Raw genomic sequence first — 26,467 nt, forward strand, 5'->3', positions numbered from 1 at the left:
TGGCTATCCATCCGGTGCGCTTTGTTTCTAATCTGCACCCTAGCTGATGGATAGCTTTTCTGTCCACGTCTGACCGCAAAAACTGTCCGAACTATTGATCTGTATCAATTGAACTTAAAAGCAAAGACCTCTTGATGAATACGTCTCAAACTATAGATTGGATTTCTGTAACCAGAATAATCTATCTAGAGAGTTACTCAAATAACATAAGTGGAATCTTAATAGGCTAAAAGGCAGATTTCTTCTAAAAAAACGTTATTCATCTAGGTAGAAAACCTTTCACATCACCCACGTTATCGTGAGCACAATCACTAATAAGCAACAGAAGACACACTGATTTCTTTAGTGGTGATAGTTACTCTTACCGGACTGCAATGCGGACCTTTTTGTCCTTATCTTTCAGTGAGAAAGATCAAGGACTAACTCTACGATCGCTGCACTTCGTCAAAGCTTGCTATCCGTCAACTTTTATCCAAAAGAATCACACTATGACGTTTCCGATCGCCCCTCCAGGCAACCGATACTTTACCTCGCGCCGCCGTTTATTAAAGTGGAGTCTCGTGGGCTTAGGCACCACTCTGCTCACCAGCGTCCCTAGCTCACTCATGGCACAGACAAGCCGCAGTCTGAAGCCGCTCACGTTTAATGCTGACGATCTGGGCATTCTTAACTTTGCGCTACTGCTCGAAGAACTAGAAGCCGCCTTTTATCCAGCCGCCCTCAAAAGTGGCAAGATTACCGCCCCGAAAGAGGTTGAGTATTTGACCGCGATCGGCGGTCACGAAGCGGCTCACGTCAAGTTTTTGCGCGAAGTTTTGGGCAGCAATGCTCTGTTTAAGACCAGCGACTTGAACCTTAACCAAACGGGACTGAGTGCGCTATTGACCGATCGTAGCACTATCTTAAACTCGGCTGTCACCCTTGAAGATTTGGGTGTTCACGCCTACAACGGGGCAGGTCCGAGTTTAAAGAACCCGACCTATATTTTGGCGGCAGGCTCGATCGTGTCAGTCGAAGGGCGACACGCGGCTGGAGTGCGATCACTCCTGGGGCGACCGACGACCGAACCTGACAGCGATCGTCTGGTTAGCGATGCCGACTTGATGGCAAGCCTCAATCCCTTCAAAGGGCGCGCCTATGACGAGCTATATACCCCCAAACAAGTTGTGGCGGCAGTTGGCTCACTCAACGTTTTAAACAATCCAATCAACGGAACTTTGGTCGCTTAATAAGGAATTAAATTAACCATGAATCACGCTTTAAATCAAATGGCGCACTCCCCGATCGAGACGGTGCCGCCTCAGCTTCAGACTACAAAAGAGTGGCTCGATCGAGTGGGCAATGCTCTGCTTAGCCTCATCATCCCTCTGAGATCGGCTGCTTTGATTCTGTTGCTATCGTCGGGCTTTTTGCTTCTGGCTCCTGCGGCTCCGAGCTATGCCCAAACTGCCACGCTGACTCCTCAACAGATTGTAGAATATGCGCTGACCCTCGAAAAGTTGGAAGCTGATTTTTATAGAAGAGCGATCGGGGCGGCTCAGACTGGGGCTTTGAGGAATGCTCCTCAAGTTGCAAAAGATGTCCTAGTTTCTTATGGAGGCGACGAAGCGCAGCACGTCACTGACTTGTCAGCCGTGTTGACCTCAATGGGCGGCAATCCAGATTCTGTCATAATTCCTGCCAACCCTAACTACAGCGCAATTTTGGGGCGCGACCCCTTTGCTAATCCTGCTGACTTGCTCATGGCTGGGCAATATGTCGAGGATCTAGGAGTCGCAGCTTATAAAGGACAGGTACAAAACTTGGTCGCGGCTGGAGACGCGGGCAAAACAGTGCTGGCGGCAGCGCTAGAAATTCACTCGGTAGAAGCTCGGCACGCAGCCGGAATTCGTTTTCTGAGACAAACTCTGCTAGGTGCCGACGTGCGCCCGTGGATTAAGAACGCCAGTAGCGTGATCTATAACGAAAATCGCCCCAACTCCATCATTCCTTTCGGTTCTGAAGCGTTTGATGGCTATGCCACCAGAGAGGAAGTGCTGGCTTTGGTGAAGCCGATTTTGATGAGCGCTCCCCAACCAACCTCGGCACCATCACCTCGATCGACCGCACCAAGCACCCGTGAAGGTACCACGATTAGAGGGCTTTGGTAGGGAGACGCTGACTGCGATCGGATGATGCGTCATTGCAAAATCGTTAGGGAGACGTTCCGATGGAACGTCTCTACAGCATTGGATAAATTCATTTCGATCGCTTTGGTGATGGGGTTGATGGATCTGATTTTTGCTCGATCGTTCTAAATCAGTCCGTTCTTTGGTGGAACTTGGGATCAAAAACTGCGTCAAACATCTTTAGGTTTCTGCTGACACAAAGCTCGATCATGCATGATTGAATCAGCATATTCCTAAGCGTGATTTGAAGGACATTCTATGGCTGATCGGTTTTCTGCTCCTCGATCCACTTCTGTCTCGCATCCACAGCGCATCTGGCAAACGGTGGGCACTGCCGCGATCGCCGTTATTTTGTGGGCAACGCCTTCGCTAGCAAAAGATCCTTTTCGCACTAGCAACCTACGCCCGATCGGAGACAACACTGAGGCAGCCTTTCGATCTGTCTTTGAGCAAGGCAATTATAAGTCTGCTGAGTCTTCTCTCAATCAAGCAGAAGCCAACGAACCTCTAGCATTTGCGCTTAAAGCATTGCTGGCATATAGCAATTCGCAAGGTGAATCTGATCAGTCGAAGAAGCAAGCAGGGTTGGATAACTTCAAAAGCTATGCGACCCAGACTCGCCAAAGCGCTGAGCAGTTGGTCAAGACTGACCCCTTGCGCGGAAACCTTTACATTGCGGTCGGCAACTTTCTAGAAGGCGTTTATGTAGTGGGCACGCAAGGCATTGTTCGCGGAACTCCGCAAGCATTGGGCAAACTTCAGCAAGCGTTTAAGTACCTAGACGAAGCCGAGAAAATCGACCCCAAAGACCCAGAGTTAAATCTTCTTAAAGGATATATAGATCTGCTATTGGCGGTGAATGTCAGTTTGCCGTTATCAAGCCCAACTCAAGCGATCGAGCGACTCGAAACCTATGCGGCTCCTCGCTATCTTGCCGATCGCGGGTTAGCGTTGGGCTACCGCGATTTAAACCAGCCAGACAAGGCGCTGAAAGCCATTAATCAGGCGATCGCGGCGGCTCCTAAAAACCCTGAACTGTCTTACTTAAAAGCTCAGATTTTGGTGCGGCAAGGCAATAACCGCGACAGCATTCCCTTGTTTGAGAAAGCGCTTTCCCAGAAGGATCAGCTTCCTAGCGGCACTAGCACGCAGATTCAAAAAGAGTTAGACAGAACTCTCCGCCGAATCCAGAACAAAGGGCAATAGACGCTAGGCTAGAGGAGACTGTGACGAGTCTGTTTTGACTCGCGACTCGATCGCCTATTGCCCCTAACTATGCAAGTACAATTTCGCGAATTTGACCCCTTTAATGTCTGGATTTGGGTAGAGTTCAGCAACAATCCTTCTGAGATGGAAAAACAGTATATTGAGGAAGCCTTTAGCTCCTGGTTTTATCTCGGCAAGCTGGGTGCCTTTAACGCTGAAAACCTTCAGGTGCAAGACGTAGGCTTAGAGATCAGCCATATGGACTATGACGAAGACTTGGCGGACAACAGCATGGTCGCGCTGATGCACAATATGGGAGAGTTTGAGTTTGAGTCAAGCTGGGGGCGCTGCTGGTTTGACCTGGGCACTAGCGACGCGATCGCCCTCGATGTTCTGATCAATACCATCCGCGAACTAGGGAGAGATTTTCTCTCCCTTGAACAACTGATCATCGGCGGCGAAAACGAAGACTGGCGGGTTCCGGGCAGCAATCAGCCCGACTTTATTGGAGACAACGAGCGGAATTAATCAGGAAATGAGTCAAATAACTGTGAAGCAGTAAGCAACTGTAGAATTGAGCCGCAGCAACTCGCGTTCGCTTTAAGCCTACAGAGTGCTTTATGAGACAACAACTCCGAGAGGGTGGGCAAAAGCTCACCCTTCTTTGTCTAGGCGAGAGTGCAGCCGATGCAAAAGCAGTCCATAATAACCGGAGGAACGGTTTGTCGATCGCAAAGGGTGATGTGTATGCAGTTTCGAGCGTTGATTGTGGTCGTCCTCTCCGCAGCGTTTTGGGTGTTAGCGGGGCTGTATCCTCCTGATGCGATGGCGTTGACTCAGATCAAGTTGTTTGATTTGTCTTATCACGATTGCCCCGCAGAGATCGGCGATGGCTCAGTGATGAGTGGCACGACTCGCGCAGCTAACTGCTATTTAGTGACGGGCAAAGCTGAAAACGCGACCAACAAAATGGTCGTGAACGCCGATATTTTTGGACGAATCTATGACGCAAACAACGATTCGGTGATGCGAAATCGGACGCGACTTGGCTCGATCGACGAAGTGCCCCCCGGCATCAGTGATTTTGAGTTGAGAATTACAGTCGCGGCAAATCAGCCGACTCCCTTAAAATTAGAGCAATTTAAAGCGGCAGGATTCACTGGAAAAGTTCGTCGTTAGAGATCTCTGTAGGGAATAATGAGTGTGGAAAACCGCCGCTGGTTACAACTTGCCTTTCAGGTGAGAGGTTCAGTCCTTCTAGCCGTGCTTCCTCGATCGCTCTTTTGCGGCTTTTTTGGACTGCTTATTAAAGGGCTGTTTGACGCTAAATATCCGGTTTCTTTGCCGTTCTTAGCAAGTTTGATTCCTAATATTGTCTTGGGATTACTATTAGTCTTTCGGACAAACACGGCTTACGATCGCTTTTGGGAAGGGCGGAAGGTTTGGGGATCAATGGTGAATACGGTTCGCAATTTGGCACGGCAGATTTTGATTGCGGTGGACGAGAAAGAATCGAACGATCGCCAAGAAAAAATAGACGCTATTTATCTGTTAGTCGCGTTTGCAATTGCGACCAAGCTTCATCTTAGAGACGAGCCAATCAATCCAGAAATCAAAGATTTTTTATCGCCTGACAGATACATCAAACTGCAAAGTATGAACAATCCACCGCTAAAAGTTGCCTTCTGGATTGGAGACTATTTACAACTGCAATATCAGCGCGATCGGCTCAATATCTATCAGCTAACCTCGATGCACATATTATTAAATAAGTTGGTCGATGTGCTCGGTAGCTGTGAGCGCATTGTAAAAACACCAATGCCTCTGGCATATGCAATTCATCTCAAGCAATTGTTGTTGCTCTACTGTCTATCTTTACCGTTTCAAATGGTAGGTCAGTTGGGCTGGTGGACGGCTCCAGTTGTGGTTTTAATTAGCTTTACTTTGTTTGGAATTGAAGAGATTGGCATCGAAATTGAAAACCCCTTTGGACACCATCACAATGATTTGCCGTTAGATGCGATTTGCAGCACAATGCGCCGCAACATTGACGATTTGACCAGTCTTAACCCAAGCGTTCATTCAGAGGAAATTTCTTTCTGATCAGGAGCGCGATCGCTGCCAATCCAATCAGGGTAGGCGTGAGCCAGTCGCCCCAACGCACATAGAGGGTTTTAGTTTGTCGGCGATAAATGGTGCCAGCGTGAGTTTCGTAAACGTCGGGCTGCGATCGCCACTGGATTCGTCCGTGAGGATCAATGATGCCAGAATATCCCGTGTTAGTGGCACGAACTGACCAGCGATCGGTCTCAATGGCGCGCATCAAATCTTGTGCCTGATGTTGTGCTTTTAAAGTGGTGCTGTAGGGGTCAAGATTTGAGGCAGTCAAGATGAACTGTGCGCCATCTGCAACCTGAGCGCGAAACAGATCTGCAAACGCGGAGTCATAGCAAATGCCGACTGCCGCCTGACCAAATGGCGTATCAAATCGCTGGTTCGTGCTTCCGGGCAGCATATTGGCGCGAATGGGCGACAGTCGATTGATCAAACCGCCCAACACGTCTTCAAACGGCGTAAACTCTCCCAGAGGCACGAGTTTGACTTTGTTATATTGACTTACGGCTTTGCCATTGGGCGCGATCGTCAGCAAGCTTTGGGTGTAGCGGTTTCCCTGCGGGACAAACGTGCCGAGCCACACCGGAATGCCTTTCTCTAAAATCGCTTGATACACTGGATTTTGACTACGACTTAAGCCCTGCCACAAAAATGGGAATGCGCCCTCTGGGGTTAAGACGACTTGTGCGCCTTGCTCGGCGAGCATTTGATAACCTGTGGTGTAGCCGTCGATCGCGCGTCGCAATCCATCCGAAAATAGCTTGATGCGAGTCGGGACGTTGCCCTGAATGATGCCCACTTTTAGCGCTGAGTCAGGAATTTCGTTAAGCGGACGGCTATAGAGTCCGAACCCAATTAGATGCAAAACTAGGAAAAGGCTGATCGGCACCAGGTAAGCATTCTTTTTTTCTCGTTGATTTTTGGATGCAATCCAGGCTTCAGCGAGTAGCCCGTTGACGGAGACGATCGCAGCGGTCACGGTCATCGCGCCCGAAAGTTGACCCAAATGCAAAATCGGCAAATTATAGGGGCTTTGCGTATAAGAGACCGAAGTCCAATTCAGCGAACCTTTTGACCAAATCGTTTCTAACCCGCACCAGACGGCTGTTCCGGTCAACACGCGCAGCCAGGGCGAAACGCTCGATCGAGCCATCCAGCCCATGACCCACGCCCAAATACCCACTAGGGCGGCTCCCCAAAACGTGATGAATAGCCAAACCACCAGGACGATCGTCACACTCGCCAGCCACGGCACTCCCAGCCACATTAAAGGATGCAAACCCATAATCCAAGCCAGCGCAAATCCGTGATAGCCCAGCCCCCAAGCCAGTGCCAGAAGAATCTGGAAGATTGAATGGGGATCGTCAGAAGTTGCATCTCGCGTCACGACTAAAACCCACAGAGGCGCGATCGCGATCCAAGCCAGCCCCCAGACGTTAAATGGGGCAGGCGTTAAACCCATGAGAATGCCACTGATCAGAGAGATCGCGAGTTGAAAGGCTCGATCGGACTTAATTTTCAGCGATCGTGGTTTGAGATCTTGACTATTTACCATGCTGACTACTGTACTGAAATCCCTGTCACGTCAGCACACTAAAGTTTTGAGAGTTATGAAAACGCTCGTTCCAACTTGTTTTTGAGCAACTGCGGCAGATCGCGGGGATTTTCAAAAATGTAACTCAGTTGTTGCTTGATGATGTCGGATTCAAATCGCGTCGCAACCCACAGGCGCTTATGCAAAGGAAGCTTTTGGCGATAATGTCGAAGCATTCGTCTGACTCGATGGGTGACTTCCCTGGTTTGTAAACTCTGGAAGGTTTTTGTAGTTTGGTGCAGTCTGAAATTTCCCCAGGTTTCATCAATGTATGTGACGTTAGCGATCTGAACCGCTTCTAGAATGAACTGCAAATCCATTAAGTAGTGTTCGTCAACGCGATAGAGTCCGACCTGGTTGTGCAAGCTAGTGTGATAAAAGTAGGCAGCCGGATTTGCGGGAATGGGATTCACATCCCAGCCTAATAAAAGATCGCTCAGCTTCAGGTTTCTGGGCTGATTCACAAACAGTAGATTGCCATCACCATCCCAGACATTGCAGTTGCCCACCACAAAGCTTGGCTCTGGCAATGATTTAAAGATTTCTGTGATGCGATTTAAGACATTCGTCTCATAGTCATCATCCACGTTCAAAACGCTCAAAATCTCTCCCTTCGCCATTGCAATGCCTTTGTTCATGGCATCAGACTGCCCCTGATCCTTCTCAGAGATCCAGCGAATGTGAGGGTGTTGTGCAGCATAGCGTTGAATCATCTGTACCGTTTGGTCGTTTGAGCCGCCATCGATAATGATGTGTTCGACATCGAGACACTGTTGATCGATCACCCCTTGAATGCAGGCTGCAACAAACTGTTCACCGTTGTAGACGGGTGTAATGACGCTAATCATAAGAAGAATCCTGAATTGACGTTGCGATCGAGCGAATCAAAGGAACCTCAGTAGACCTTGCCTAGCATTTTATGCCAGTCTGGAATCAAGGAGATCTGCTGTGTGATCATTTGTGCTGCAAGGTTGCTCGGTTTTACGACTCTAATCTTAGCCGCATCAATTGCCTTGCACCTGTGATCTTTCCATTCTCTCAGGGAATAGAGGTGTGCCCCTTGAGTTATCCCAATACTCAAAACGCCCACAACCGCTATAGACTCAAGTTAGATTAGGCTTGTTAGAGTTTAGTAAGTTTGTACTGAAATTAATCGTTCATGACTGTTCCTCCAACTGAACCTGATTCGACGACTGGATTACCCGATCGGCTTGTCAAACACGCCGTTCGCTATGCCGATCACCGTGCCGTCCATCGGGAACACCTCACCCCGATGCTGCGCCACTATGCCGACCTCAAAGACCAATATTCCCATGCGCTGCTGCTCTATCGAGTCGGCGATTTTTTTGAAACCTTCTTTCAAGATGCGCTAGTCGTCTCGCGTGAGTTAGAAATTGTCCTCACGTCAAAAGATGGCGGCAGAGAAGTCGGTCGGGTGCCGCTATCGGGCATTCCGCATCATGCGCTCGATCGCTACTGCGCGCTATTAGTCGAAAAAGGCTACGCGATCGCCGTCTGTGATCAGGTCGAAGATGCTGCCGACGCGCAAGGAACCTTAGTTCGGCGAGAAATTACCCGCGTGGTGACTCCCGGCACTTTGCTCGACGAGGGAATGCTCAACGCTCGGCGCAATAATTATTTAGCAGCAGTGGTGATCGCCGGAAATCATTGGGGCTTATCCTACGCCGATATTTCAACTGGAGAATTCACCACCACACAATCCTCGTCGCTAGAGCAATTGACGCAAGAATTGATGCGCCTTCAGCCTGCGGAGGTGCTCTTGCCGACCAATGCCCCCGATTTGCGAGGACTGCTACGCCCCGGCGAAAAGTCAGAACACTTGCCCGATTGCTTGCCGACTCAATTTTGCTACACCTTACGATCGCAGACTCCGTTTACTCAAGTTGAGGCTCGACAGCGACTATTGCAGCGATTTCGAGTCCGATCGCTCGAAGGCATGGGCTGTGAGCATCTGCCGTTAGCCGTCCGCGCTGCTGGGGGCTTGCTCGAATATCTCGACGACACTCAAAAAGAAACGCAAATTCCGCTTCAGCCGATTTGCACCTATACGCTGACCGAGTATTTGACCCTTGATAGTCAGACTCGTCGTAATCTAGAGATCACTCAAACTGTGCGTGATGGCACCTTTCACAATTCTCTGCTGTGGTCGCTCGATCGGACTGTCACCCCAATGGGCAGTCGGGCGTTGCGTCGCTGGCTGCTGCAACCGCTGCTAAATATCGGCGAGATTCAAGCCAGACAAAACACCCTGCAAGAACTCGTCGAAAATGGGACGCTGCGCGAAGATCTGCAACGATTGCTGCGCCAGATCTATGACTTAGAACGATTGGCAGGTCGAGCCGGATCGGGCACCGCCAGCCCCCGCGATTTGGTCGGTCTAGCTGAGTCGCTCGGCAAACTGCCAGAGTTGGGGCGACTGGTTGAGTCGAGTCAATCGCCCTATCTCAAAGCCGTTCAAACCGTGCCACCCGTCTTAGAGCAGCTCGGCAGACACCTGCAAGCCCGTCTCGTGGAGCGACCGCCTCTGGCACTCAAAGAGGGAGGGCTGATTCGTACGGGAATGGTGCCCCAACTCGATGAGATGCGTCAACAAGCCGCCGACGATGAAGCGTGGCTCGCTCAACTTGAAATCATCGAACGAGAGCGCACCGGAATCTCGACGCTGAAAGTTGGATATAGCAAGACCTTTGGTTACTACATCAGCATTTCTCGATCGAAAGCCGATCAGGTGCCCGACGAGTACGATCGCAAGCAAACCCTCGTCAACGAAGAACGCTACATCACGATCGAACTTAAAGAGCGAGAGAACCGCATTCTCAACGCCCGTAAAGAACTGGGAGTTTTGGAATACGAGATTTTTGCAGGGCTACGATCGGAAGTTGGTGAACAAGCCGAACTGATTCGTACAGTAGCCCGTAATGTCGCTGCGGTCGATGCCCTCGCAGGGTTAGCCGAAGTCGCCGTCTATCAAGGCTACAGCCGCCCCGATATGGTCGAAGGTCGCCAACTCAGCATTTCAGAAGGTCGGCACCCAGTCGTCGAACAATCATTACCCGCAGGGTTTTTCGTCCCCAACTCGGCAGAACTGGGCAAACAGAAACCCTCTGATCAGACTCCCGATCTGATTGTATTGACGGGTCCAAACGCCAGTGGCAAAAGCTGCTATTTGCGGCAGATTGGGCTGATTCAACTCATGGCACAGGTGGGGAGTTTTGTCCCAGTGCAGGCGGCAACCTTGAGTCTCTGCGATCGCATCTTTACTCGCGTCGGTGCCGTTGATGATCTGGCAACCGGACAATCGACGTTCATGGTCGAGATGAATGAAACCGCCAACATTCTCAACCATGCAACGGCTCGATCGCTGATTCTGCTCGATGAAATTGGACGAGGGACGGCAACCTTTGATGGGTTATCGATCGCCTGGGCAGTGGCAGAACATCTTGCAACCGAAGTCCGCGCCCGGACTATCTTTGCCACTCACTATCACGAACTCAATGAGTTAGCCTCAATTTTGCCCAACGTTGCCAACTATCAGGTGACAGTGAAAGAGATGCCCGACCAAATTATTTTTCTGCATAAAGTGCAGCCTGGAGGTGCCGATCGCTCTTATGGCATTGAGGCAGGGCGATTGGCAGGCTTACCGTCTTCGGTGATTCAGCGAGCGCGACAGGTGATGAGCCAGATTGAGAAGCACAGCAAAATCGCGGTCGGGCTTCGCAAAGGCGGACGAGGGGAGAAAAATGGACAAGCCGAACCTCCTCACGATCCGACGCAACAGCTAGAATTCGGGCTGTAATTGCCGCCCTTAGTTCGACTCGATCGAGTGTTTAACTCTCGACAGGCTGACTCGACGCAACTTCTTTTGTCTTCTCTGGCTTTTCTACAATCGCAGTTGAGTGAGGCGGCGAGCGATCATCTGAAGTGGCAAGCAAAGCAGTGGGCGAGCGCAGGGCGACCAATGCACTCTTGATCACAACCGCAGTCGGCACCGCAATCACCACGCCCAGCAATCCGCCGACCCGCGCCCCTGTCAAAATCGCCAAAAACACCCACACTGGGTTCAACCCCGTCACACTGCCCATCACTCTAGGAGCAATCAGGTTCTCTACAATTTGCTGCACAATCAGAGCCGCAATCAACACCTCAACCCCAGCCCCAATGTCTCGCAGAGCCACGAGGAGAGTGACCAGCACAATCCCCACCGAGCCACCAAACGGGACAAGCGCCATCGTGCCGATCGTCAGCCCAAACAGCAGCCCAAACGGCACTCGCATCACGAGAAAAATAATTGTTAGCGTCGAACCCATCAAGGTGGCTGAAATCAGTTGCCCAAAGAAAAAGTTTTGGAAGCTGAGGCGCAACGTTTGAGAAAAGGGTTGACGGATTGGGAGGGGCAACCACTCAATCAGACTTTGCCAGAGTTGATCGCTATGCTGCAACAAATAAAAGGTCAGCACCAGTGTCAGCAAAAAATCTAGCAGACTCGTCACGGTGAACACAGCTAGATTGAGAACTTCTCCCGTGATGCCTTGCAGAGAACTTTTGAGACGATCGGTGATCTGTTCTGCCAAAATATCCAAATTGATCGGAAGCCCCGCACTCGCGATCTGATCATTCAGCAAAAATAGCTGGCGCTGCCCTGAATCAAACCATTCAGGCAATCGTAAGACTAGCTGCTGTGCCTGCTCGATCGCCAGAGGCACAAGCGTCACGCCCAGCCCCGAAAAGATCGATAGCGTGAACAGAAAAACGACGATTGCCGATCTCCCACGGGTTGCCCCACGAGACTGCATGAAGCTGACCGGATAGTTGAGCAAAAACGTCAGCAGCGACGCAGCGATTAAAATAACTAGAAGAGAGTGAAAATAATCAAAGATCGCCGCGATCGCCCAAGCATTGAGTACGATCAGCGGTGCCACCAGGGCGATCGTCACCACACGAGCGATCGGGGTGATTAAATTCCACCAGTTGAGCAGTTTGTTGCTTTTGCTCATGTTGCAGCCAAAAATGACAGTGATTACTCGAAATTTTCGAGAGTCTACCCTATTATCTCTTGCTCGTCGCATCTAGTTCATCTTCCCTAATCCCGATTCTTTCATGAACGACCTTGATTCTCTCGAAAATCAGGACATCCAGCACCTCAAGCTATTTCTCTATCTGCTGCCCGTGTTTGGGTTTTTCCCAGCGCTGTGGACGTTGTATCGGCACAAGGGCACCCGGCAAGAGCGATCGTTGAGCCGTTTGGTGATCAAGCTGTCGTTGGGCTGGCTCGTCGCATATTTCTTGTTGGGGGCAGGCGCGACGACCTCTGAATCGCTCCAAGTTCCGCTGCTGTTGACGAGTAGCCTCTTGACTTCGGGCTATTTTTTGGTGAATTTGTGGATGATGGTGCAGTTGTGGCGACGCAAAACGATCGAGCTACCGCTGTTGGGTCGCGTGGGACGACTGCCGTAGTTGTTTCAGCCCAAACTTTGCCAGATTTACCCTTGAGCAAAAAGTTCACTGGTGCATTCATCATCAGTTTGGGCGATCTTCCCGTCCGTGGTACACCCTTAAAATCACGACCTCCTCTTCAATCACGGCGTAGTGCATCGTAAACCCAGCTTTTCCAAAGGCGACACTTGTAGCTTCCGCAACCCTGCGGCTCCCTGCACGATCGCACCGCGACGGGGAGAAGTTTCTAAACTATCCCCGTCGCGGTGCGAATAGCTCGGACTGCTCGAAGCGCAACCTCTGCTTCCATCAGCGCTAGCGTCTCATAGTGCCGCTGGATGTCTGCTAAAGCTGCTTCAGTCCAGACTACTTGGGACATGAACGAGGCTGATCGGTTCCCAGACTATCGAGCCATTCTCGAACCTGCTCATGTGAGATTCCATTGCCTGTCCGTTTGTACTCTTCTAACACTTGTAAACTGCCCTCAACCATCTCTGAGTCGGTTAGCGGTTGAAACGCTGAAGTTTCTCGTCGATTTGACCCTGTTCCATCACTGCGTCGGGACTGGGGAACTCGCTCTCCAGCAAACGCTCAAAATCGCTCAGACTTCCGTTAGTTCTCGAAAGCCAGTTCAACACGAGTGCTTTGACTTGCTCACTTTCTAGCGTCTCTACATGGTTAGCGATCGCGTGCTGGTCAGTCATCACAATTTTTCAAAGTGCATCCGCATAGTACGGAACAGATATCTTAATATTCTACAACTTTAACCTTTTAGCACCATTGCATCTTCAAAGCTTGCTGAATGTGTCTCATCTCTAATGTTGTAGACGATTCTGCGGCGGCATAGAAAGCGGCGGAACGGGCGATCGCTCTAATTTTTCCACCCGTTAGAGAAAATCTGGCTAACCCGTGCCAATCGACATCACCTAAAGGAACTTGAGATGGAAAGGCTTGCTGCCATAATCGCGATCGAGCGGCTCGATCTGGCAGTGGAAATTGCAGCGTTTGCTGAATCTGCGATCGTACAATCTGCCCCATTTGAGGAAGTCGTCGCACACTCAACAGAGTTAGGCTATTCGTCGATCGCCGTTCTGTTAAAAATTGCTCAACGCGAGCGACAGGGGACGTTCTGCTTAACCACTGTTCAGCCGACTTGATGAGTAGAACGGTTGGGGCTTGTTCGGTGAGCGTCCTCATTAAATCAGCTTGCTCGATTGCAAGATCGATCTGCATTAAAGGTGTCTTGAGAGCATGAGCGATCGCATGAGCAGCGGTTGTTTTGCCCGTTCCCGCCGCGCCGACTAGCAGGGTCACAACTCCCGGAAATTGAGCCGATTCAAAATTTTCAAAGCCCCAAACTTGATCCACCTGTGAGCGGAACTGTATCTGATGACACAGGTGTTTAAGGGCATCAATTAGATCTTCAGGAAGCACCAGCGTAGAGAAAGACGCACCACTAGAGTGATAATGCAGATCGGGAAGTTTCTGGCTGAGTAATCTTTTCCCTGGCTTCTCAGAGGTGCGAACAGAATCGCCAAGCAATCGATCGACCAGCCGATCGGAGAGTTTAATCGCTCGATTGAGCAACGGCGTATCGGGTAAGAGCAACTCGATCAGTTGATTTTGAATTAAAGGACTGGAGGCGGTGAGACTTGATCGGGCGGCTCGCCATTCTGGGTCGGTGCGACAAAATAGCCGCAGGGCTAAGTCAACATTGGGCAAGTCAGAGCGCTCGGATTCTTTACCCTGCAAATATCCATAGAGTTGGGCATAGCGTCGATGCACTTCGGGGGCGAGTCCCATGAGAATCAAGTTTTTCTCAAAGGGGCTGAGACTGAAGCGATCGCACAGTTCCGGCAGCGCAAGTTCGATGCCGTTTTGCTGGCTCGATCGAATCCTTGCCTCGATTTGCTGAAAATAGCCGCTCTTAGGGTCAGAATGATTAGACTTGCGCCGATCAATGGGCGAATCATAGGACGCTGTGCCCTCCAAGCTCACCATGCCTTTCCACCAGTGGCTCGTGGCTCGATCTGCGGCGGTTCTTGCAACGCGATCGATGTCCTTCGTTTCTTTGCGTTGCCGCGCCACTGCAATTAAAAGCAACCGTTCGAGCCAGTTGAGTTCGACTTTGAGATATGTCCAATTGTCTAAAAAGGGTTCGGCTTGCATGTCCCGCTATTCTTTTCCCAGTTCGCGAATAAATTCAAGCGGCAAGCCGTCGGCATCGGCGATAAACGTGACTTCGTAGACGCGATCACCAATCATCTGCTGAGTTGGCTCTAAAAGGATTTTTAATGGCACATCCGAACGGTGTTTCAAATCGTCTAACCATTGGGGTAAATCATCCGTCGTCTGAGTCAAATCAAACGATAGGTGATAATAGCCCACATAATGCTCGTCGCCAAACGCATCGGCAGCCGGATGCGGTTCAGGAATCTGCACGAGTTCGATCCGACCTCCCAACCCTGTCATCCAGCATGCCAGCGTGTATCCCGTCGTAAATCGCTCTTCGACGGTAAAGCCAAGCTGCTCATAAAAGGCGATCGCCCGAAAAATATCAGCCGTCCGAATCGAAGCATGATGCATAAAGGCAGGTTTCAGACTTGAGACTCTTGGCAGAATTGGCTACTCAAACAACCGAAAATAGGGATATCGGACGGGCGCTCCTGGCTCTTTTTCAAGGTCGAAGTTGATCACGTCCCAACACGGCTCATCTTTAGGATCGGGGCTGAATTCTACCGTCAATCCATAGAGTCGAGGTTTAGGAGAATCACTCTGACCGCGCCAGGGAGTGCTGCGTTCTAAATAAGTGCTGATTAAATCTTGATATCGCTGGGCAATGATCACTTTCGTGGCTCGATAGCCCTGAGTGTAGAGCCGATCGAGCGCCTCGTGAATCTCGAATCGAATGCCGTCAGGGTGAGTGTGTTGCCGATACCATTCGTCTTTCCAGAGTCGCCAATGTCGCCCAGACTGCAAGTGAACTAGCTCCTCTGTTTTGGGGTCTGATTCAAAGGCACCGTGACGCTGGCACAGATAGGTGTCTGTCAGAGTCAATGCTTGAATTGTCTGACGGCAGTGAGGGCACTGAATCTCTGGACCAAAAATTGGATATTGAAAGCCTGGGCTGGTCATGAAGTGCTAGCGTTCATTTAAAGGTGCGTCATCGTGAAATCATTATAACTAGGGAAGTTTCCCGCCTTCTAGAGCAATTTGGCATAACTGTGACTCACCGCGATGAATCTTTTTGGTCAACCGCCTCACTATTGGTCGCCGCCCGATCTCTCTCAAGCGGCGTTTGTCGCCCCCAATGCAACCGTCATGGGCTGGGTAGAAGTGGCACTCGGAGCCAGCATTTGGTATGGGGCGATCGTTCGGGCAGATGTAGAACAAATTCTCATCGGAGCCTGCACAAACATTCAGGATGGGGCAATCTTACACGGAGATCCGGGTAAACTCACCATTCTTGAAGATTATGTGACGATCGGGCATCGAGCGGTGATTCACAGTGCTCACATTGAGCGAGGCAGCTTGATTGGCATTGGCGCGATCGTGCTGGATGGGGTGCGAGTCGGCGCAGGCAGCATCATTGGGGCAGGCTCAGTGGTGACGAAAGATGTCCCACCCCGATCGCTGGTCGTCGGCGTTCCGGCAAGACCTTTACGCGATTTGTCGGACGCAGAGGTGGCTGATCTGATCGAACACGCTCAACAGTACGAAAAGTTGGCGCTTGTTCACGCCGGAAGGGGCACTGATCTTGGCTTTGACGTGCGGCGATCGACAAGCTGAGAAAACTGCTTTGAAAACGTGCCCAAGATAAGCAAAAATGAGAGTAAGAATTCTAAAATTTTTTTGAAGAGAGAACACTGGTATGGACTTTGACTTTCGCATATTAATCGTTTTGCTCCCGATCCTCGTTGCCGGAGGTTGGGCAGTTTCTCGGATTGCTCCTGCTGCACTTAAGCAAATTCAAGCCTTCCTAGCAAAATAAGACTGGCTCAGTTCTTTCAGATTCTGTCAATCCCTGTCTGCAAAACCGATGCTTCTAGAGTTTAGAAACATCGGTTTTGCGATTAAGAAGGATGATTTTTTGATCCCATTCTTATAGAATGAGTAGGCTTTAGGGAAATCAATGAGGCGTAGGCTCCCATGCTTGATGAACAGGCTAAAAAGACGGTGTTGCGAAAGATTCCTCACGGGCTGTATGTCTGCGGGGTCAAAGATGGAGAAGAGGTGAATGGCTTTACGGCGAGTTGGGTAATGCAGGGTTCGTTTACGCCTCCGCTTGTGGTCAACTGCGTCAAGCAAGACTCAAAATCTCATGCCATGATCGTGGCAAGCAGTGTCTTTGCCCTCAGCCTTTTAGAAGAGGGACAAAAAGATATGGCGCAAGCATTTTTTAAGCCTCAGCGTCGCGTTGGCAATAAGTTTGAAGAAGTCGAGTTTTATCTGGGTGAGACAGGCTGCCCGATTATTTCCGACTCGTTAGGCTATGTTGAGTGTCAGGTTGTTGGGATGGTAGACAAGGGCGACCACACTGTTTTTGTCGGTGAAGTGATTGCGGCAGGCGTACATCGTGACGGCAATCCTCTGTTACTAGAAAGCACTGGCTGGCAATATGGCGGTTAACAGTAAGATTTAGTATGCCTTTAATTAAAGTCCAAACGTCTGCCACGATCGCCGATGCCTCGATCGAGCCACTGCTCAAGCAACTGTCTGCTAGTCTCGCTAAACACACAGGCAAGCCTGAGTCTTATGTGATGACTGCCTATGAGTCAGGAGTCAAGATGACGTTTGGCGGCACGGCTGATCCGACGTGCTATGTCGAGATCAAAAGTGTTGGCGCTATGACTCCCGCACAGACGAAAGCGATGAGCCAGGATTTTTGTCAGCAAATTCAGCAGACGCTAAATATCCCCACTAACCGGACTTATATTGAGTTTGCAGATGCGAAAGGCTCAATGTGGGGTTGGAATGGTACGACGTTTTAACTATCTAAAGAAGAAGTCGTTTCCACTTTCATAGAAGGTGAGCCGTCCAAATCCTAAAAATTGCCCGTGAGTCTTCTCGCCGGGAGGAAACGCGGTGACTCCAAATAAATAAACGCCTCCATACAGGGGGTTGCGATCGGGAGACAGCGCGATCGTCACTGTTCTTCCAGGCGGCACAGGCGGATTGAAGTTCACGGTTACGGTGCGCGTTTTGCGATCGGTCGTGACTTCTCCGAGCGGCAATTTTGCGCCAAGTCGGTTGCGGGTTCCTTCAAATGCCTCAATTTCTCTTGGTGAAAATCTCACTGTGTCGTTGCCTTCATCTTGCACGATCGTGACTCGCTGCAAGGGTTCACCAGCATTTTCTAACTGGTTCAAGGTGAAATAGTAAGTCACCGACCAGGCGTTGACAGAATTATTGGTGGTAGAGGCTCCCGCTAGTCGAGGAGGTGCAGTAAAAAAGACGGTTCCGTCTGAGAGTTGAACGGCTTGACTGGGCTGGAGAGGAGCCGCGATCGCGCCCAGTGCGGCAAAAAAGGCGACTCCTGTAGACAGCGCAAAGCGATGAATCATCATTAATAATTTAAGTTCAAATTAAAGCTAGAGCCGCGATCGCTCATTGTTTTAGTCTAATTCATTCATTTCTACTCTGTTCTGTATCGTTATTTAGGCGAACGTTAACTTCTATTAAATTCAGTTTTTGTCTATTGAAGGTGGCTTCCCCTTCGAGAGAGCAGTGCTAGTGTTTAGATAGACACAAAGAGAGAGTTCTTTTCAATCTCTATAAACCTTTTGCTTTCATCACTTTGTCTGGTGACGATCGGCGGCATTCTTCTAAACTGGCAACTCGATCGTCCTTCAGAAATGCACTAAGAAAATTGACTGCGGTGAACTCCAGTAAGCCTTCGGGAGACCAGAGGTTTTTTATTCTGCCGATTCTGAATCTTGACTGAACCAGAGCAACCGAACTGCCATGATTGCAAACCCTGCGGCGGCAATCTCTTTTGCCAGTCGAGCAGGCAGCACTTGAGCCGTGCCTTCACCCACAATTACACCCAAAAAGCTTGCCAAAATTAAAGCGGCGATCGTCCCTAAAAAAACCGCTCTCGGAAACTTAGCATTTGCGCCACTGAGAGCGATCGCGGCAAGCTGACTTTTATCGCCTAGCTCTGCCAAAAAAACGGTGATGAAACTCAATCCTAAAAGATGCCAATCCATTGCTGACTCCTAACTACATTCTTGCGACATCCCAAATCAACAGCGCTGAGATCACGAGTAAGATCATCCCGGTTGCGGTCTCAAGAGTTTTGGGCGAAAGGCGAGTGCAGAGCCAGCGACCCACCAACACGCCTACCAGACTCGTGGCAACCAAGGCAGATGCCGCTCCTGCAAACACCACCCAAGGATTTTGAGATTGAGCACTCATCAGCAGAGTGGCAACCTGAGTTTTGTCTCCCAATTCTGCCAAGAAAATGGTGACAAACGTGGAGCCAAACACCTTCCAAAATTCCCAGCTTTGAGTTGGGGCAGAGCCTAACGAAGTCTCTAGCTCAAGCGCTATGGATTCAGAGGGTTCAGATTCAATCAACTGAGAGGGGGGCAAGCTGGGTAGAGAAATTTCAGGTGATGGCATGAATGGATGCTGCTTTTCACATTTCTTTCATTATCTTGGACTTTGCCACAATTGGCAACCTTTTTCAAATGCCTACGGCTTGATCAAAGCGCAACATTTCTAGACTGCGATCGCCATAAACGCCCTCAATCTGCTCACGACAACACTCGATCGCAAAGTCATTGAGTTCTTCGGGTTCGACTCTAAACATCTCTTCAAACGTCTTGGCTTCGACGCGGCAAAAGCGAGGACGTTTCTCATAAATTTGGCATTCGCGGCTGCCATGATCAAAATTGACGCACCAGCCATCGGCTCCGACCATGCTGAGATAGAGTTTGAGTTCTTCAGCAGAGAGGTAGTCTTCTAAATCGGGGCGATCGCTGGGTTCTAGGTGACAGCAAGCACCACACTGTTTTACACAAAGCCAAGTTGCCATAGGTTTTAGAGAGTTGGAGAAAGATCTGCCTCAGATTTATACTGAAGTGGATCGAGAATGTGGGAAACTATCCAGAGGAACGAGTAACTTACTCTAACAAACCATCACAGTCAGACGGAGCTACAATTTAAGTTTTTTAGAGTTTTGTGAAGCTTTTTAAGAAAGGTGCGATCGTACCGATAGTATATTAATAATTCCAGATTCGGTTTAGACATTATCAGGCTTGTTGAGAGGGGACATGGAGTTTCTAAGCAATATCAATTTTGAGATCATCGCCCAGCTAGCAATGCTGGCAGCAGTTGTGATTGCGGGTCCGGTTGTGATTTTCTTGCTGGCTTTTCGGAATGGCAACCTCTAGAGGTTTGCGCACAGATTCACAGCCAAAAAGTTTTCCTATTGTGATTTAGTGAGAACAGGCGTTCTCAGCTAATCAGACAAAGTTTCATCAGGTTTAAGAGAGAGTAGCTCCAAAACCCGATCGTACGATCGGGTTTTTTCATGTCTATGGGTTAATGTCGATGATCAAATCAGAAAGAATTTTGGCGTTGCTGAATCGATCTCTGAAGCACAGATTTTACCCTCACCCTAGCCCTCTCCCTAATGGAGAGGCAGGGTGGTTTCATTGTCGTTGTAGGAAAATGAGGATGGACTGAAATACAATCCGGATCAGTCCATGACCCTCATAGAACACTTAAAGACGATCAAAGACCCGCGTCGAAAATGAGGTCAGCGCCATGCCTTGTGGCGGGTGATGTTTCTCTCGTTGCTGGGCAGCCTGTGTGGCTACTCTGGCTACCGCCCCTTAGCCCAGTTTGTGCAGAAACATCACGCTTTGCTCTGTCAGCTACTGAAGTTGGAACCTGACCTGACGCTGATGCCTTCATCTTCGACGTTTCGGCGCATCTTTCAGCAAGTCGATGCTCAGGCTTGGGTCGATAGTTTCAACGTCTGGGTGTCGGCGCATGCGCCAGAGTTATCGGGGCAACTGTTATCGATTGATGGCAAAAGTATCCGATGTACCTCAAGCGGAGGTAACACATCAGCGCAAACCTTTACCTGTCTAGTTTCAGTGTACGGACTATGGCGCGTCAATTACATTGACCGGTCGCGTCAATTACAAATCCTGTCCCCCCCGGTAATTGTCGTCTGGTTCGCGTCAATTACAGCGTCAGACGAAACCTAGAGGTAGTGAAGGGTTCAGGGTAATTGTCGTGGTAATTGTCATGGCGCGATCGCTGAATTCACTGGACAGGAGTTGTGATTGTTAGGCGGTCAATATAGGGGTCTTCCGAGCTTTTGGTGATCCAGAATTTTGAGCAACCGAAACTCAGCAGGTGCGTTGAATAAATCTGAAATTACGCCACCTCAGCCACGAGTTCTCTCGATTTTGAGGATGTTGTAGAAAACAGATCACCAAAAGCTTGGAAGAGCCCAATATAGTTGTCATTTAATACGCGGCGCTTAAACCATCGCACCTTGCCCGATTGCATTCGTGACCTGACCAATCAAGTCGAGCAGGTCTTTGGCTGGTTGACTTGATTGGTCAAGCTTCTGCTTTTCCTACAACGACAATGAAACCACCCTGCCAGATTGGGGGATTTAGGGGGCTGAAAGACCTGAAACCCAGTCCACGCGGACTTGTGTGTACACGGTAGCTCCTTGGGGAGAGGGCTAGGGTGAGGGCGAAGGATTCGTGCAGGAGGAATAAGTTCATAAGTTCTGAGCTAGCTGAGCGGAGCCGAAGCTAGACTCCCGATGCAGTCATGCCGCTGTGTTTTGGCAAGCTCTTAAAGTAATCACCGTCACTTCTGGGGGGCAAAACAGCCGTCCGGGGAAGTAAGTGCCCAAGCCCCGATTGACATAGAGGCGATTATTGCCAATTTGATAGAAGCCTTTTGACCATTCCCAGTGTTTCATGACGCGATAGCAAGCCCTCAAAAAGGGTACACGGTTTCGAGTACGGGTTGGGAGACGGCTGTAGAGGTTGGCAGACAGCGCCGAAATGTTGCCTACGCCGGGGATGACAATTTGACCGCCGTGAGTATGCCCAGACAGTTGCAGATCAACTCGCCACTGTTGCAGCGCCTCAGCAGAATCGGGATTGTGGGCAAGGACGATGCGGGGCACTGTTGAGGGAATTCGATCGAGAATTCTCGACGCTCTAAAATCTGGAGACCAATATTCGGGCAGTCCAACGATCGCCAGCCCCTCACCGAGAGGATAGATAATGTCATCCCACAAGACATCAATGTCAATGCTGCTGAGAGCATCGGTAATGGTTGATCGGCTAGAGCAACGGTATAAATCGTGGTTGCCCAAAACCGCACAGACTCCGGCGCGACTTTGAAGATATTTGAGCTGCAACACGAGTGGATAAATCTGAGCCGGATCGTCTGTGACAAAATCGCCTGTAAGGACAATTAAGTCAGGGCTTGCCTGATTAGTTGCCTCGATCGCCTGCTGCAACAGATTGTCGGATAATCGCTTGCTGTCATAGTGCAAGTCTGAGAGTTGTACGATCGTAGTGCCGTCTAAGTCGGGGGGCAAATCGGCGATTGGAATGGTTAATCGATCAACACTCAGCGATCCGGTGAGAAGTCTGTGCATCGTCTAGGGTCTAACAGCGACTACAGCTTAACAAACGGCGAAGAGGAAAGAATGAAGGATGAGCGAAGCATAAAGATGGTTTGTTAAGAATCCCATTAGTCACGATCGTCAGTTGTGACGGGGTTCTCTTTTAATAGCGCGCTTTGATCTAAAGCGTTGCGAGCAATGCGAGTCACATAAATTGTCACCGCGATCGTGGCAATCAATCCGACAATGCGAAGTGCCCATTGAGCCACTTGAGTTGACGCGTCGATCGTGGCGAGGTTTCCAGCGAGGGAACCGATATAAACATACAGAATCGTTCCCGGAATCATTCCCACACAGCCTACGATATAGTCTTGAAGCGAAACTTTGGTAACGCCAAACGCATAGTTTAGCAACACAAACGGAAACGCTGGCGATAGACGAGTCAGAAGAACTATTTTTAATCCCTCTTTAGCAACGGCTGCGTCGATCGCCTTAAATTTAGAATTGCTTTCAATCTTTTTAGCAACCCAATCACGAACAAAATAACGCCCAATTAGAAATGCTGCGGTTGCGCCAAGGGTTGCTCCAATGAATGTATAAAGAGAACCATAAACAGCGCCAAAGATCACGCCCGAACTCAACGTTAAAATAGTTCCTGGAATCAACAGAACCGTGAGTAAGAGATAGGCACCGATGAACACGATCGCACTCGCTGAACCAAAATCTTGAATCGACCTCAGAAAGTTCTGCAATGATTCTTGAACACTAGAGAAAGAGATTGCAGCGATGATAGAAGAATGGACTAGACTCATGGGATCGCCTCAAACGATACATCCATCAAGGGCGACTGCTGCCAGTCTTTGGCATGCAAAGTGCCACCACTCGGTTTGCAGAGGTACAAAGCCCTGTTTTGCCATCGCGACTTCAAGTTTTTGACGATTCTCTTGCGCCGATTTGCTGATGTTGTTGTAATCACGGTGAGCACGATCGCTAAAGTCATCAAATCCAGTAGGCATCTCTAATTCTTTGCCAGACTTGTCAACCAACGTCACATCCACCGCAGAGCCGCGATTGTGTCGTGAGCCTCTCGCAGGGTTCGCCACATAGCGATCGTCCGGCATAATCTTCCACATCAGTTTTTGCACCGACAGAGGACGATAGCAATCGTATACTTTTAAGCTCAATTCTTGCGCTTCTAAATCAGTTTGCACTTGCGATAATTTATCAGCGACGTTAGGTCTTAATAGACAACGCGCCTGACGATAAAGCGTCTGTTTTGTAAAATTGTTTTTAGTCGCATACCGAATATCAAGCTTAATTTTTGGATTCACCGATTGAATATCGACTAGCTTCGCTTGAGGGCGGGGCATCGCCTCAGAAGGATGGATTTGATAGGCAATCGCAAACGACATCAACATCGCGATCAAAAAGCTAACCCAAGTTCTAATCTTTCTGGTCTTGATGCTGAGATTACCGTACATTTTTGTGAAATCTAACCTGTATGAGTAGCCAGTTTGATGCAATTGATAACTAATTGTTCCAGTCATCTATTGCAGCTTGTGGAGCGATCTCTCCCAAAGATATCTCTAGTCCGTAGAGTTCCCGAAGAAGAGTTTTTTGACTCACTCAATGCTTATCTAAGTTCACAAAGTTTTACATTCTTAAGACCATTTAAGAGTTGCTGAATAAAGTATGAGAATAGCAACTGACCGCTATTTCCCCATCTTCCGCTTCATCTGCTCAAGCTCCTCTTGTGCTTCCCAGCGCTTAAACTCTTGCTCAAGCGGGTCAGCCGAACCGTGCATATAAGTCGCGTTTTGGTCTTGATTCCAGCCGTTGACTGCCCAACGTGTTTCGGTCTGAGCCGCACGAGCCGCTTGCGCTTCGGTGAGTTTGGTTTGCACTTCTTGGCGACGAGTCTGAATTTGCTGCTGCAACTCCTCAGTTTGCTTGAGACGCTGTTTGAGAATCTCCATCTGCCCCCATTTTTGGTTGCCCTCTCTCAAAAGACCTGCCTCGTGTGCTTGTGCAGGTTCTGCGAGATCCATCCGCCCAGCAGTTTTTGCCTTCTCAATGCGACTGTGCCAGCGCTGAATTTCTTGAGCCGTTGCTAAAATCCCGTCTTGAAGCTGCTGTTCTTTAAGCCGTAAGTCTGCCATCAGCCGCCGCGTTTCTTGCTCCTGTTCGCGCAGCTTTTCCTCTAGAGCCTGTAGCTCTAAGTGAGGGTTGTTCCGCATAAACTCGTCGAGCCGAGCTTCGAGAAACTGGCTGAAATCATCAAACAGACCCATAACCACAACTCCTAATTGGTGAATGGTGAGTAGCGATCGCGCCCGATCGACAATCCACTAACCGCTATTCTAGAGTTTTTGACCCGCAGAGATCGTTCTAACGTCTCCATTGCGGCGCACGGTGACATATTGTTTAGACACTTCTACCAGGCTCCACCCACTCGACCCAATGCTTTCACCAATGTAATATCGCTGAGTGATGCCGTTCACCTCAAACAGAGCCGCCGATCGAGAAGGATCAGCTCCTTCAAGGACACCCACTAGCGTGCGCTGAGGGGCAACAGGTTCGGGGTTGGCAGACGTTGCAGGTGCAGCAGGTTGAAGAGCAGCAGGGCGGTTTGCAGTCGGAGAGAGGCGTTCTAAAACACTGGCAAGCCGACCCAAGAGTTGGTTCAACTCTCGGCGCGAGGGGTCAACCGTGGCTGGAGCTTGCGGCACAGTCACCACGATCGGGGACGTTTTGGGCAAGGTAAGCGTCGATCTCAGTGGAGGCTGATTGCCAGGAACCGGAACCGTGGGCAACCCACTGTTGTAAGGAGCAGTGGGTAGTCCTTCTGATTTTCCGGTGGTGGCTTTGCGATCGATGGCTTCGAGCGATCTCTGCACATATTCTGAAAACTGGAGATTAGTATCCGCCTGTGGAGCTTGCGCCACGGTAGTCGGAGTCACCGTTTCTGGCTGTTGAATCAGAGCGGTTATCAACCGACTCGCGATTCCACTCGTGATCGACCAGACCGCTAACGCCGCCACAGCAGAGGTGCATCCCATCACCATCAGGAAGCGAGTGAACCCACTGACCCGACGCGAGGATGTCTGAGGGCTAGCTAGTTCGCCGAGATCGGGTAGAGTCAGGTCATCGTTCTGGTCAGATTGCCATTGAGGACGGGAAAGCAGCCCAGAGGATAGGGGGGGTGGCGCGAGATTGAGCTTGGGTCGAGGAGCAGGGGCTTCAACTCGCACCGGATCAGACGGAGGAACGGCACCGTCAAGCAAGCGATCGACATCGCCAAATAAGTCATCCATCAAGCGATCGGCGTAAGACTCGATCCGAAATGGCTCAGGCAGGGCATCGGCTTCTTGTTGCCAAGATTGGCGATCGCCGCTATCTTGCAAGGGATCGAGAAGGGGTTTGGAATTGGTGACGGGTTGAGTCATAGCTTTCTTGCTGATGTCGATCAAAACAGACGATTGACTGCGAACATACCCTTTGAATAGCCAATAAAGATGAGGCTGATTTTGATGACGCGGATGCTCGGCGGTTGAAAAAACTTTTCTCCAACACTAATCACTTAGAGAGAATATCTCAGAAGTAAAATTAGATTCTAAGCTTTGTATAAAGGTTAATATCTGCCTGAGAATTATACTCACTCAGATAGGCTTCGACCACATTTGAGCAAAAATTTTGATTAGATCTTCCAAAAGTCGTATCATTACACGTCTTTAATGCTGTGGCAAAGAATCTCGATCGCTTGGTCGGCTGTGATCAGTCGCTTCAACACAACCTGTCCGATCACAGGGTTGGGCATAGTGGCTGCGATCGCGGGGCTGGGTTTGACTTCAACCATCAATACGGCATCTTCGACGCGATAGAGCCAAAGCTTTTCGCCGTTTTCCCAGATGCAGAGTGTAGTTTGCTCAATGTCTGGTTTACGTCTCCAGGCGATCTCGTTCCACAAGCCGCCGAGTTCCCAGATGCGACCGACAAACCAGCCATCAGATAGGAAAAAGTATTTCATCCTTGTTTTCGATCGGCTCAGATTTGCTGTTCACGATAGCTGAGATCTTGCACCTGAACTAAAACTCTCTCGTTTCTGGCATTCACCCGCCCGTGATTGAACATCACGGTCTAGCGGTGCGAAGTCCACTCAAGGGACTGAGAGAGGGTTTGAGGTTCAGTCCGTTTCAACGGACTTCGCAAGGCTAGCCCGGAATTCCATTCACGGGCGGGACAGAACCGCAGCGAATAGACGGGTGCAAGATCTGAGCAATTGTCCCACGCAGAAGGGTGGGTTAAGAAAGTAAGAAA

At 49.8% G+C, this 26,467-nt stretch carries 34 protein-coding genes; 15 read left to right on the plus strand and 19 right to left on the minus strand.

The features are described 5' to 3' along the window. Window positions 1-374: 374 nt before the first annotated feature. From A8707_RS21410 to A8707_RS21435, 7 genes are all read left to right on the plus strand, one after another. Window positions 375-1,229 carry a ferritin-like domain-containing protein gene (locus A8707_RS21410; RefSeq protein ID WP_231948332.1) on the plus strand — a complete coding sequence of 285 codons (855 nt, stop codon included), beginning with the start codon at window positions 375-377 and terminating at the stop codon, window positions 1,227-1,229. Window positions 1,230-1,247: 18 nt separating this feature from the next. Further along, the gene (locus A8707_RS21415) at window positions 1,248-2,150 is read left to right on the plus strand and encodes a ferritin-like domain-containing protein (protein ID WP_068819225.1); all 903 of its coding nucleotides are present in this window, start codon (window positions 1,248-1,250) and stop codon (window positions 2,148-2,150) included. A gap of 21 nt (window positions 2,151-2,171) precedes the next feature. After that, window positions 2,172-2,297, plus strand: coding sequence for a hypothetical protein (locus A8707_RS30350; RefSeq protein ID WP_269452752.1), 126 nt, complete (start codon window positions 2,172-2,174; stop codon window positions 2,295-2,297). 129 nt (window positions 2,298-2,426) lie between these two features. Next, window positions 2,427-3,374 (plus strand): Sll0314/Alr1548 family TPR repeat-containing protein, encoded by a 948-nt coding sequence (locus A8707_RS21420; RefSeq protein WP_068819226.1) that lies wholly within the window; start codon window positions 2,427-2,429, stop codon window positions 3,372-3,374. Between the two features lie 69 nt (window positions 3,375-3,443). Beyond that, window positions 3,444-3,902, plus strand: a complete 459-nt coding sequence (locus A8707_RS21425) for a DUF3531 family protein (protein WP_068819227.1) — start codon at window positions 3,444-3,446, stop codon at window positions 3,900-3,902. A gap of 159 nt (window positions 3,903-4,061) precedes the next feature. Continuing rightward, entirely contained in the window at window positions 4,062-4,553 is a 492-nt protein-coding gene (locus tag A8707_RS21430) for a hypothetical protein (protein WP_231948334.1), read from the plus strand. A gap of 18 nt (window positions 4,554-4,571) precedes the next feature. Next, entirely contained in the window at window positions 4,572-5,477 is a 906-nt protein-coding gene (locus A8707_RS21435; protein WP_068819229.1) for a bestrophin family protein, read from the plus strand. On the opposite strand, the gene lnt is transcribed toward A8707_RS21435, so the two are convergent. Together lnt and A8707_RS21445 are read right to left on the minus strand one after the other, a co-directional pair. Then, complete coding sequence (lnt, locus tag A8707_RS21440) at window positions 5,440-7,044, minus strand: apolipoprotein N-acyltransferase (protein WP_074382553.1); 1,605 nt, start codon at window positions 7,042-7,044, stop codon at window positions 5,440-5,442. The genes A8707_RS21435 and lnt overlap by 38 nt on opposite strands. Window positions 7,045-7,097: 53 nt before the next feature. Beyond that, on the minus strand, window positions 7,098-7,931 hold the full coding sequence (locus A8707_RS21445) for a glycosyltransferase family 2 protein (protein ID WP_068819230.1): 834 nt from the start codon (window positions 7,929-7,931) through the stop codon (window positions 7,098-7,100). Between the two features lie 311 nt (window positions 7,932-8,242). On the opposite strand from A8707_RS21445, the gene mutS reads away from it, so the two are divergent. Beyond that, on the plus strand, window positions 8,243-10,900 hold the full coding sequence (gene mutS, locus A8707_RS21455) for a DNA mismatch repair protein MutS (protein ID WP_068819232.1): 2,658 nt from the start codon (window positions 8,243-8,245) through the stop codon (window positions 10,898-10,900). Window positions 10,901-10,931: 31 nt separating this feature from the next. Here the strand turns inward: mutS and A8707_RS21460 are convergent, their stop codons facing one another. Next, on the minus strand, window positions 10,932-12,098 hold the full coding sequence (locus A8707_RS21460) for an AI-2E family transporter (RefSeq protein WP_068819252.1): 1,167 nt from the start codon (window positions 12,096-12,098) through the stop codon (window positions 10,932-10,934). A gap of 103 nt (window positions 12,099-12,201) precedes the next feature. Between A8707_RS21460 and A8707_RS21465 the strand changes: the two genes are divergently transcribed. After that, the gene (locus tag A8707_RS21465; protein WP_068819233.1) at window positions 12,202-12,558 is read left to right on the plus strand and encodes a hypothetical protein; all 357 of its coding nucleotides are present in this window, start codon (window positions 12,202-12,204) and stop codon (window positions 12,556-12,558) included. Between the two features lie 226 nt (window positions 12,559-12,784). On the opposite strand, the gene A8707_RS30355 is transcribed toward A8707_RS21465, so the two are convergent. The 5 genes from A8707_RS30355 to A8707_RS21490 all read right to left on the minus strand — a co-directional run bounded on the left by A8707_RS30355 (window position 12,785) and on the right by A8707_RS21490 (window position 15,672). After that, window positions 12,785-12,916 carry a hypothetical protein gene (locus A8707_RS30355; protein ID WP_269452753.1) on the minus strand — a complete coding sequence of 44 codons (132 nt, stop codon included), beginning with the start codon at window positions 12,914-12,916 and terminating at the stop codon, window positions 12,785-12,787. Window positions 12,917-13,040: 124 nt separating this feature from the next. Next, window positions 13,041-13,241, minus strand: coding sequence for a hypothetical protein (locus A8707_RS29280; protein WP_197484948.1), 201 nt, complete (start codon window positions 13,239-13,241; stop codon window positions 13,041-13,043). Window positions 13,242-13,308: 67 nt separating this feature from the next. After that, window positions 13,309-14,706 (minus strand): AAA family ATPase, encoded by a 1,398-nt coding sequence (locus A8707_RS21480; RefSeq protein WP_068819234.1) that lies wholly within the window; start codon window positions 14,704-14,706, stop codon window positions 13,309-13,311. Between the two features lie 6 nt (window positions 14,707-14,712). After that, window positions 14,713-15,123 carry a VOC family protein gene (locus tag A8707_RS21485; RefSeq protein ID WP_068819235.1) on the minus strand — a complete coding sequence of 137 codons (411 nt, stop codon included), beginning with the start codon at window positions 15,121-15,123 and terminating at the stop codon, window positions 14,713-14,715. Between the two features lie 39 nt (window positions 15,124-15,162). Further along, the gene (locus A8707_RS21490) at window positions 15,163-15,672 is read right to left on the minus strand and encodes a TIGR02652 family protein (RefSeq protein ID WP_068819236.1); all 510 of its coding nucleotides are present in this window, start codon (window positions 15,670-15,672) and stop codon (window positions 15,163-15,165) included. Between the two features lie 102 nt (window positions 15,673-15,774). On the opposite strand from A8707_RS21490, the gene A8707_RS21495 reads away from it, so the two are divergent. From A8707_RS21495 to A8707_RS21510, 4 genes are all read left to right on the plus strand, one after another. Continuing rightward, window positions 15,775-16,326 (plus strand): gamma carbonic anhydrase family protein, encoded by a 552-nt coding sequence (locus tag A8707_RS21495; protein ID WP_068819237.1) that lies wholly within the window; start codon window positions 15,775-15,777, stop codon window positions 16,324-16,326. Between the two features lie 82 nt (window positions 16,327-16,408). Beyond that, the gene (locus A8707_RS21500; protein ID WP_068819238.1) at window positions 16,409-16,528 is read left to right on the plus strand and encodes a photosystem II protein Y; all 120 of its coding nucleotides are present in this window, start codon (window positions 16,409-16,411) and stop codon (window positions 16,526-16,528) included. Between the two features lie 158 nt (window positions 16,529-16,686). Beyond that, window positions 16,687-17,166 (plus strand): flavin reductase family protein, encoded by a 480-nt coding sequence (locus A8707_RS21505; protein WP_068819239.1) that lies wholly within the window; start codon window positions 16,687-16,689, stop codon window positions 17,164-17,166. 14 nt (window positions 17,167-17,180) lie between these two features. After that, window positions 17,181-17,528 carry a phenylpyruvate tautomerase MIF-related protein gene (locus A8707_RS21510; protein WP_068819240.1) on the plus strand — a complete coding sequence of 116 codons (348 nt, stop codon included), beginning with the start codon at window positions 17,181-17,183 and terminating at the stop codon, window positions 17,526-17,528. Here the strand turns inward: A8707_RS21510 and A8707_RS21515 are convergent, their stop codons facing one another. From A8707_RS21515 to A8707_RS21530, 4 genes are all read right to left on the minus strand, one after another. Continuing rightward, window positions 17,529-18,104, minus strand: coding sequence for a DUF2808 domain-containing protein (locus A8707_RS21515; protein ID WP_231948336.1), 576 nt, complete (start codon window positions 18,102-18,104; stop codon window positions 17,529-17,531). A 348-nt stretch (window positions 18,105-18,452) separates the two neighbouring features. Further along, window positions 18,453-18,746 (minus strand): TMEM165/GDT1 family protein, encoded by a 294-nt coding sequence (locus A8707_RS21520; RefSeq protein ID WP_068819241.1) that lies wholly within the window; start codon window positions 18,744-18,746, stop codon window positions 18,453-18,455. 13 nt (window positions 18,747-18,759) lie between these two features. Beyond that, window positions 18,760-19,161, minus strand: coding sequence for a TMEM165/GDT1 family protein (locus A8707_RS21525; protein ID WP_082906450.1), 402 nt, complete (start codon window positions 19,159-19,161; stop codon window positions 18,760-18,762). A 64-nt stretch (window positions 19,162-19,225) separates the two neighbouring features. Then, on the minus strand, window positions 19,226-19,576 hold the full coding sequence (locus A8707_RS21530) for a YkgJ family cysteine cluster protein (RefSeq protein ID WP_068819242.1): 351 nt from the start codon (window positions 19,574-19,576) through the stop codon (window positions 19,226-19,228). 238 nt (window positions 19,577-19,814) lie between these two features. Between A8707_RS21530 and psb30 the strand changes: the two genes are divergently transcribed. Then, window positions 19,815-19,934 (plus strand): photosystem II reaction center protein Ycf12/Psb30, encoded by a 120-nt coding sequence (gene psb30 / locus A8707_RS21535; RefSeq protein ID WP_068819243.1) that lies wholly within the window; start codon window positions 19,815-19,817, stop codon window positions 19,932-19,934. A gap of 381 nt (window positions 19,935-20,315) precedes the next feature. Then, on the plus strand, window positions 20,316-20,759 hold the full coding sequence (locus A8707_RS21540; RefSeq protein ID WP_269452754.1) for a transposase family protein: 444 nt from the start codon (window positions 20,316-20,318) through the stop codon (window positions 20,757-20,759). Between the two features lie 578 nt (window positions 20,760-21,337). Here the strand turns inward: A8707_RS21540 and A8707_RS21545 are convergent. The 7 genes from A8707_RS21545 to A8707_RS29910 all read right to left on the minus strand — a co-directional run. After that, window positions 21,338-22,183, minus strand: coding sequence for a metallophosphoesterase (locus tag A8707_RS21545; RefSeq protein WP_068819245.1), 846 nt, complete (start codon window positions 22,181-22,183; stop codon window positions 21,338-21,340). A gap of 95 nt (window positions 22,184-22,278) precedes the next feature. Then, window positions 22,279-22,962, minus strand: a complete 684-nt coding sequence (locus A8707_RS21550) for a TVP38/TMEM64 family protein (protein WP_068819246.1) — start codon at window positions 22,960-22,962, stop codon at window positions 22,279-22,281. Between the two features lie 9 nt (window positions 22,963-22,971). After that, entirely contained in the window at window positions 22,972-23,568 is a 597-nt protein-coding gene (gene ddpX / locus A8707_RS21555; RefSeq protein ID WP_231948338.1) for a D-alanyl-D-alanine dipeptidase, read from the minus strand. A 294-nt stretch (window positions 23,569-23,862) separates the two neighbouring features. Continuing rightward, window positions 23,863-24,441, minus strand: coding sequence for a TIGR04376 family protein (locus A8707_RS21560; protein WP_068819247.1), 579 nt, complete (start codon window positions 24,439-24,441; stop codon window positions 23,863-23,865). 69 nt (window positions 24,442-24,510) lie between these two features. Then, window positions 24,511-25,596 (minus strand): type II secretion system protein N, encoded by a 1,086-nt coding sequence (locus A8707_RS21565; protein WP_156518810.1) that lies wholly within the window; start codon window positions 25,594-25,596, stop codon window positions 24,511-24,513. A gap of 275 nt (window positions 25,597-25,871) precedes the next feature. Then, the gene (locus A8707_RS21570; protein ID WP_068819249.1) at window positions 25,872-26,177 is read right to left on the minus strand and encodes a hypothetical protein; all 306 of its coding nucleotides are present in this window, start codon (window positions 26,175-26,177) and stop codon (window positions 25,872-25,874) included. A 110-nt stretch (window positions 26,178-26,287) separates the two neighbouring features. Beyond that, window positions 26,288-26,467: hypothetical protein (locus A8707_RS29910; RefSeq protein ID WP_231948013.1), on the minus strand; the 180-nt coding region annotated here is incomplete at its 5' end.

The sequence above is a fragment of the Phormidesmis priestleyi BC1401 genome, assembly GCF_001650195.1.
Taxonomy (GTDB): domain Bacteria; phylum Cyanobacteriota; class Cyanobacteriia; order Leptolyngbyales; family Leptolyngbyaceae; genus Phormidesmis_A; species Phormidesmis_A priestleyi_B.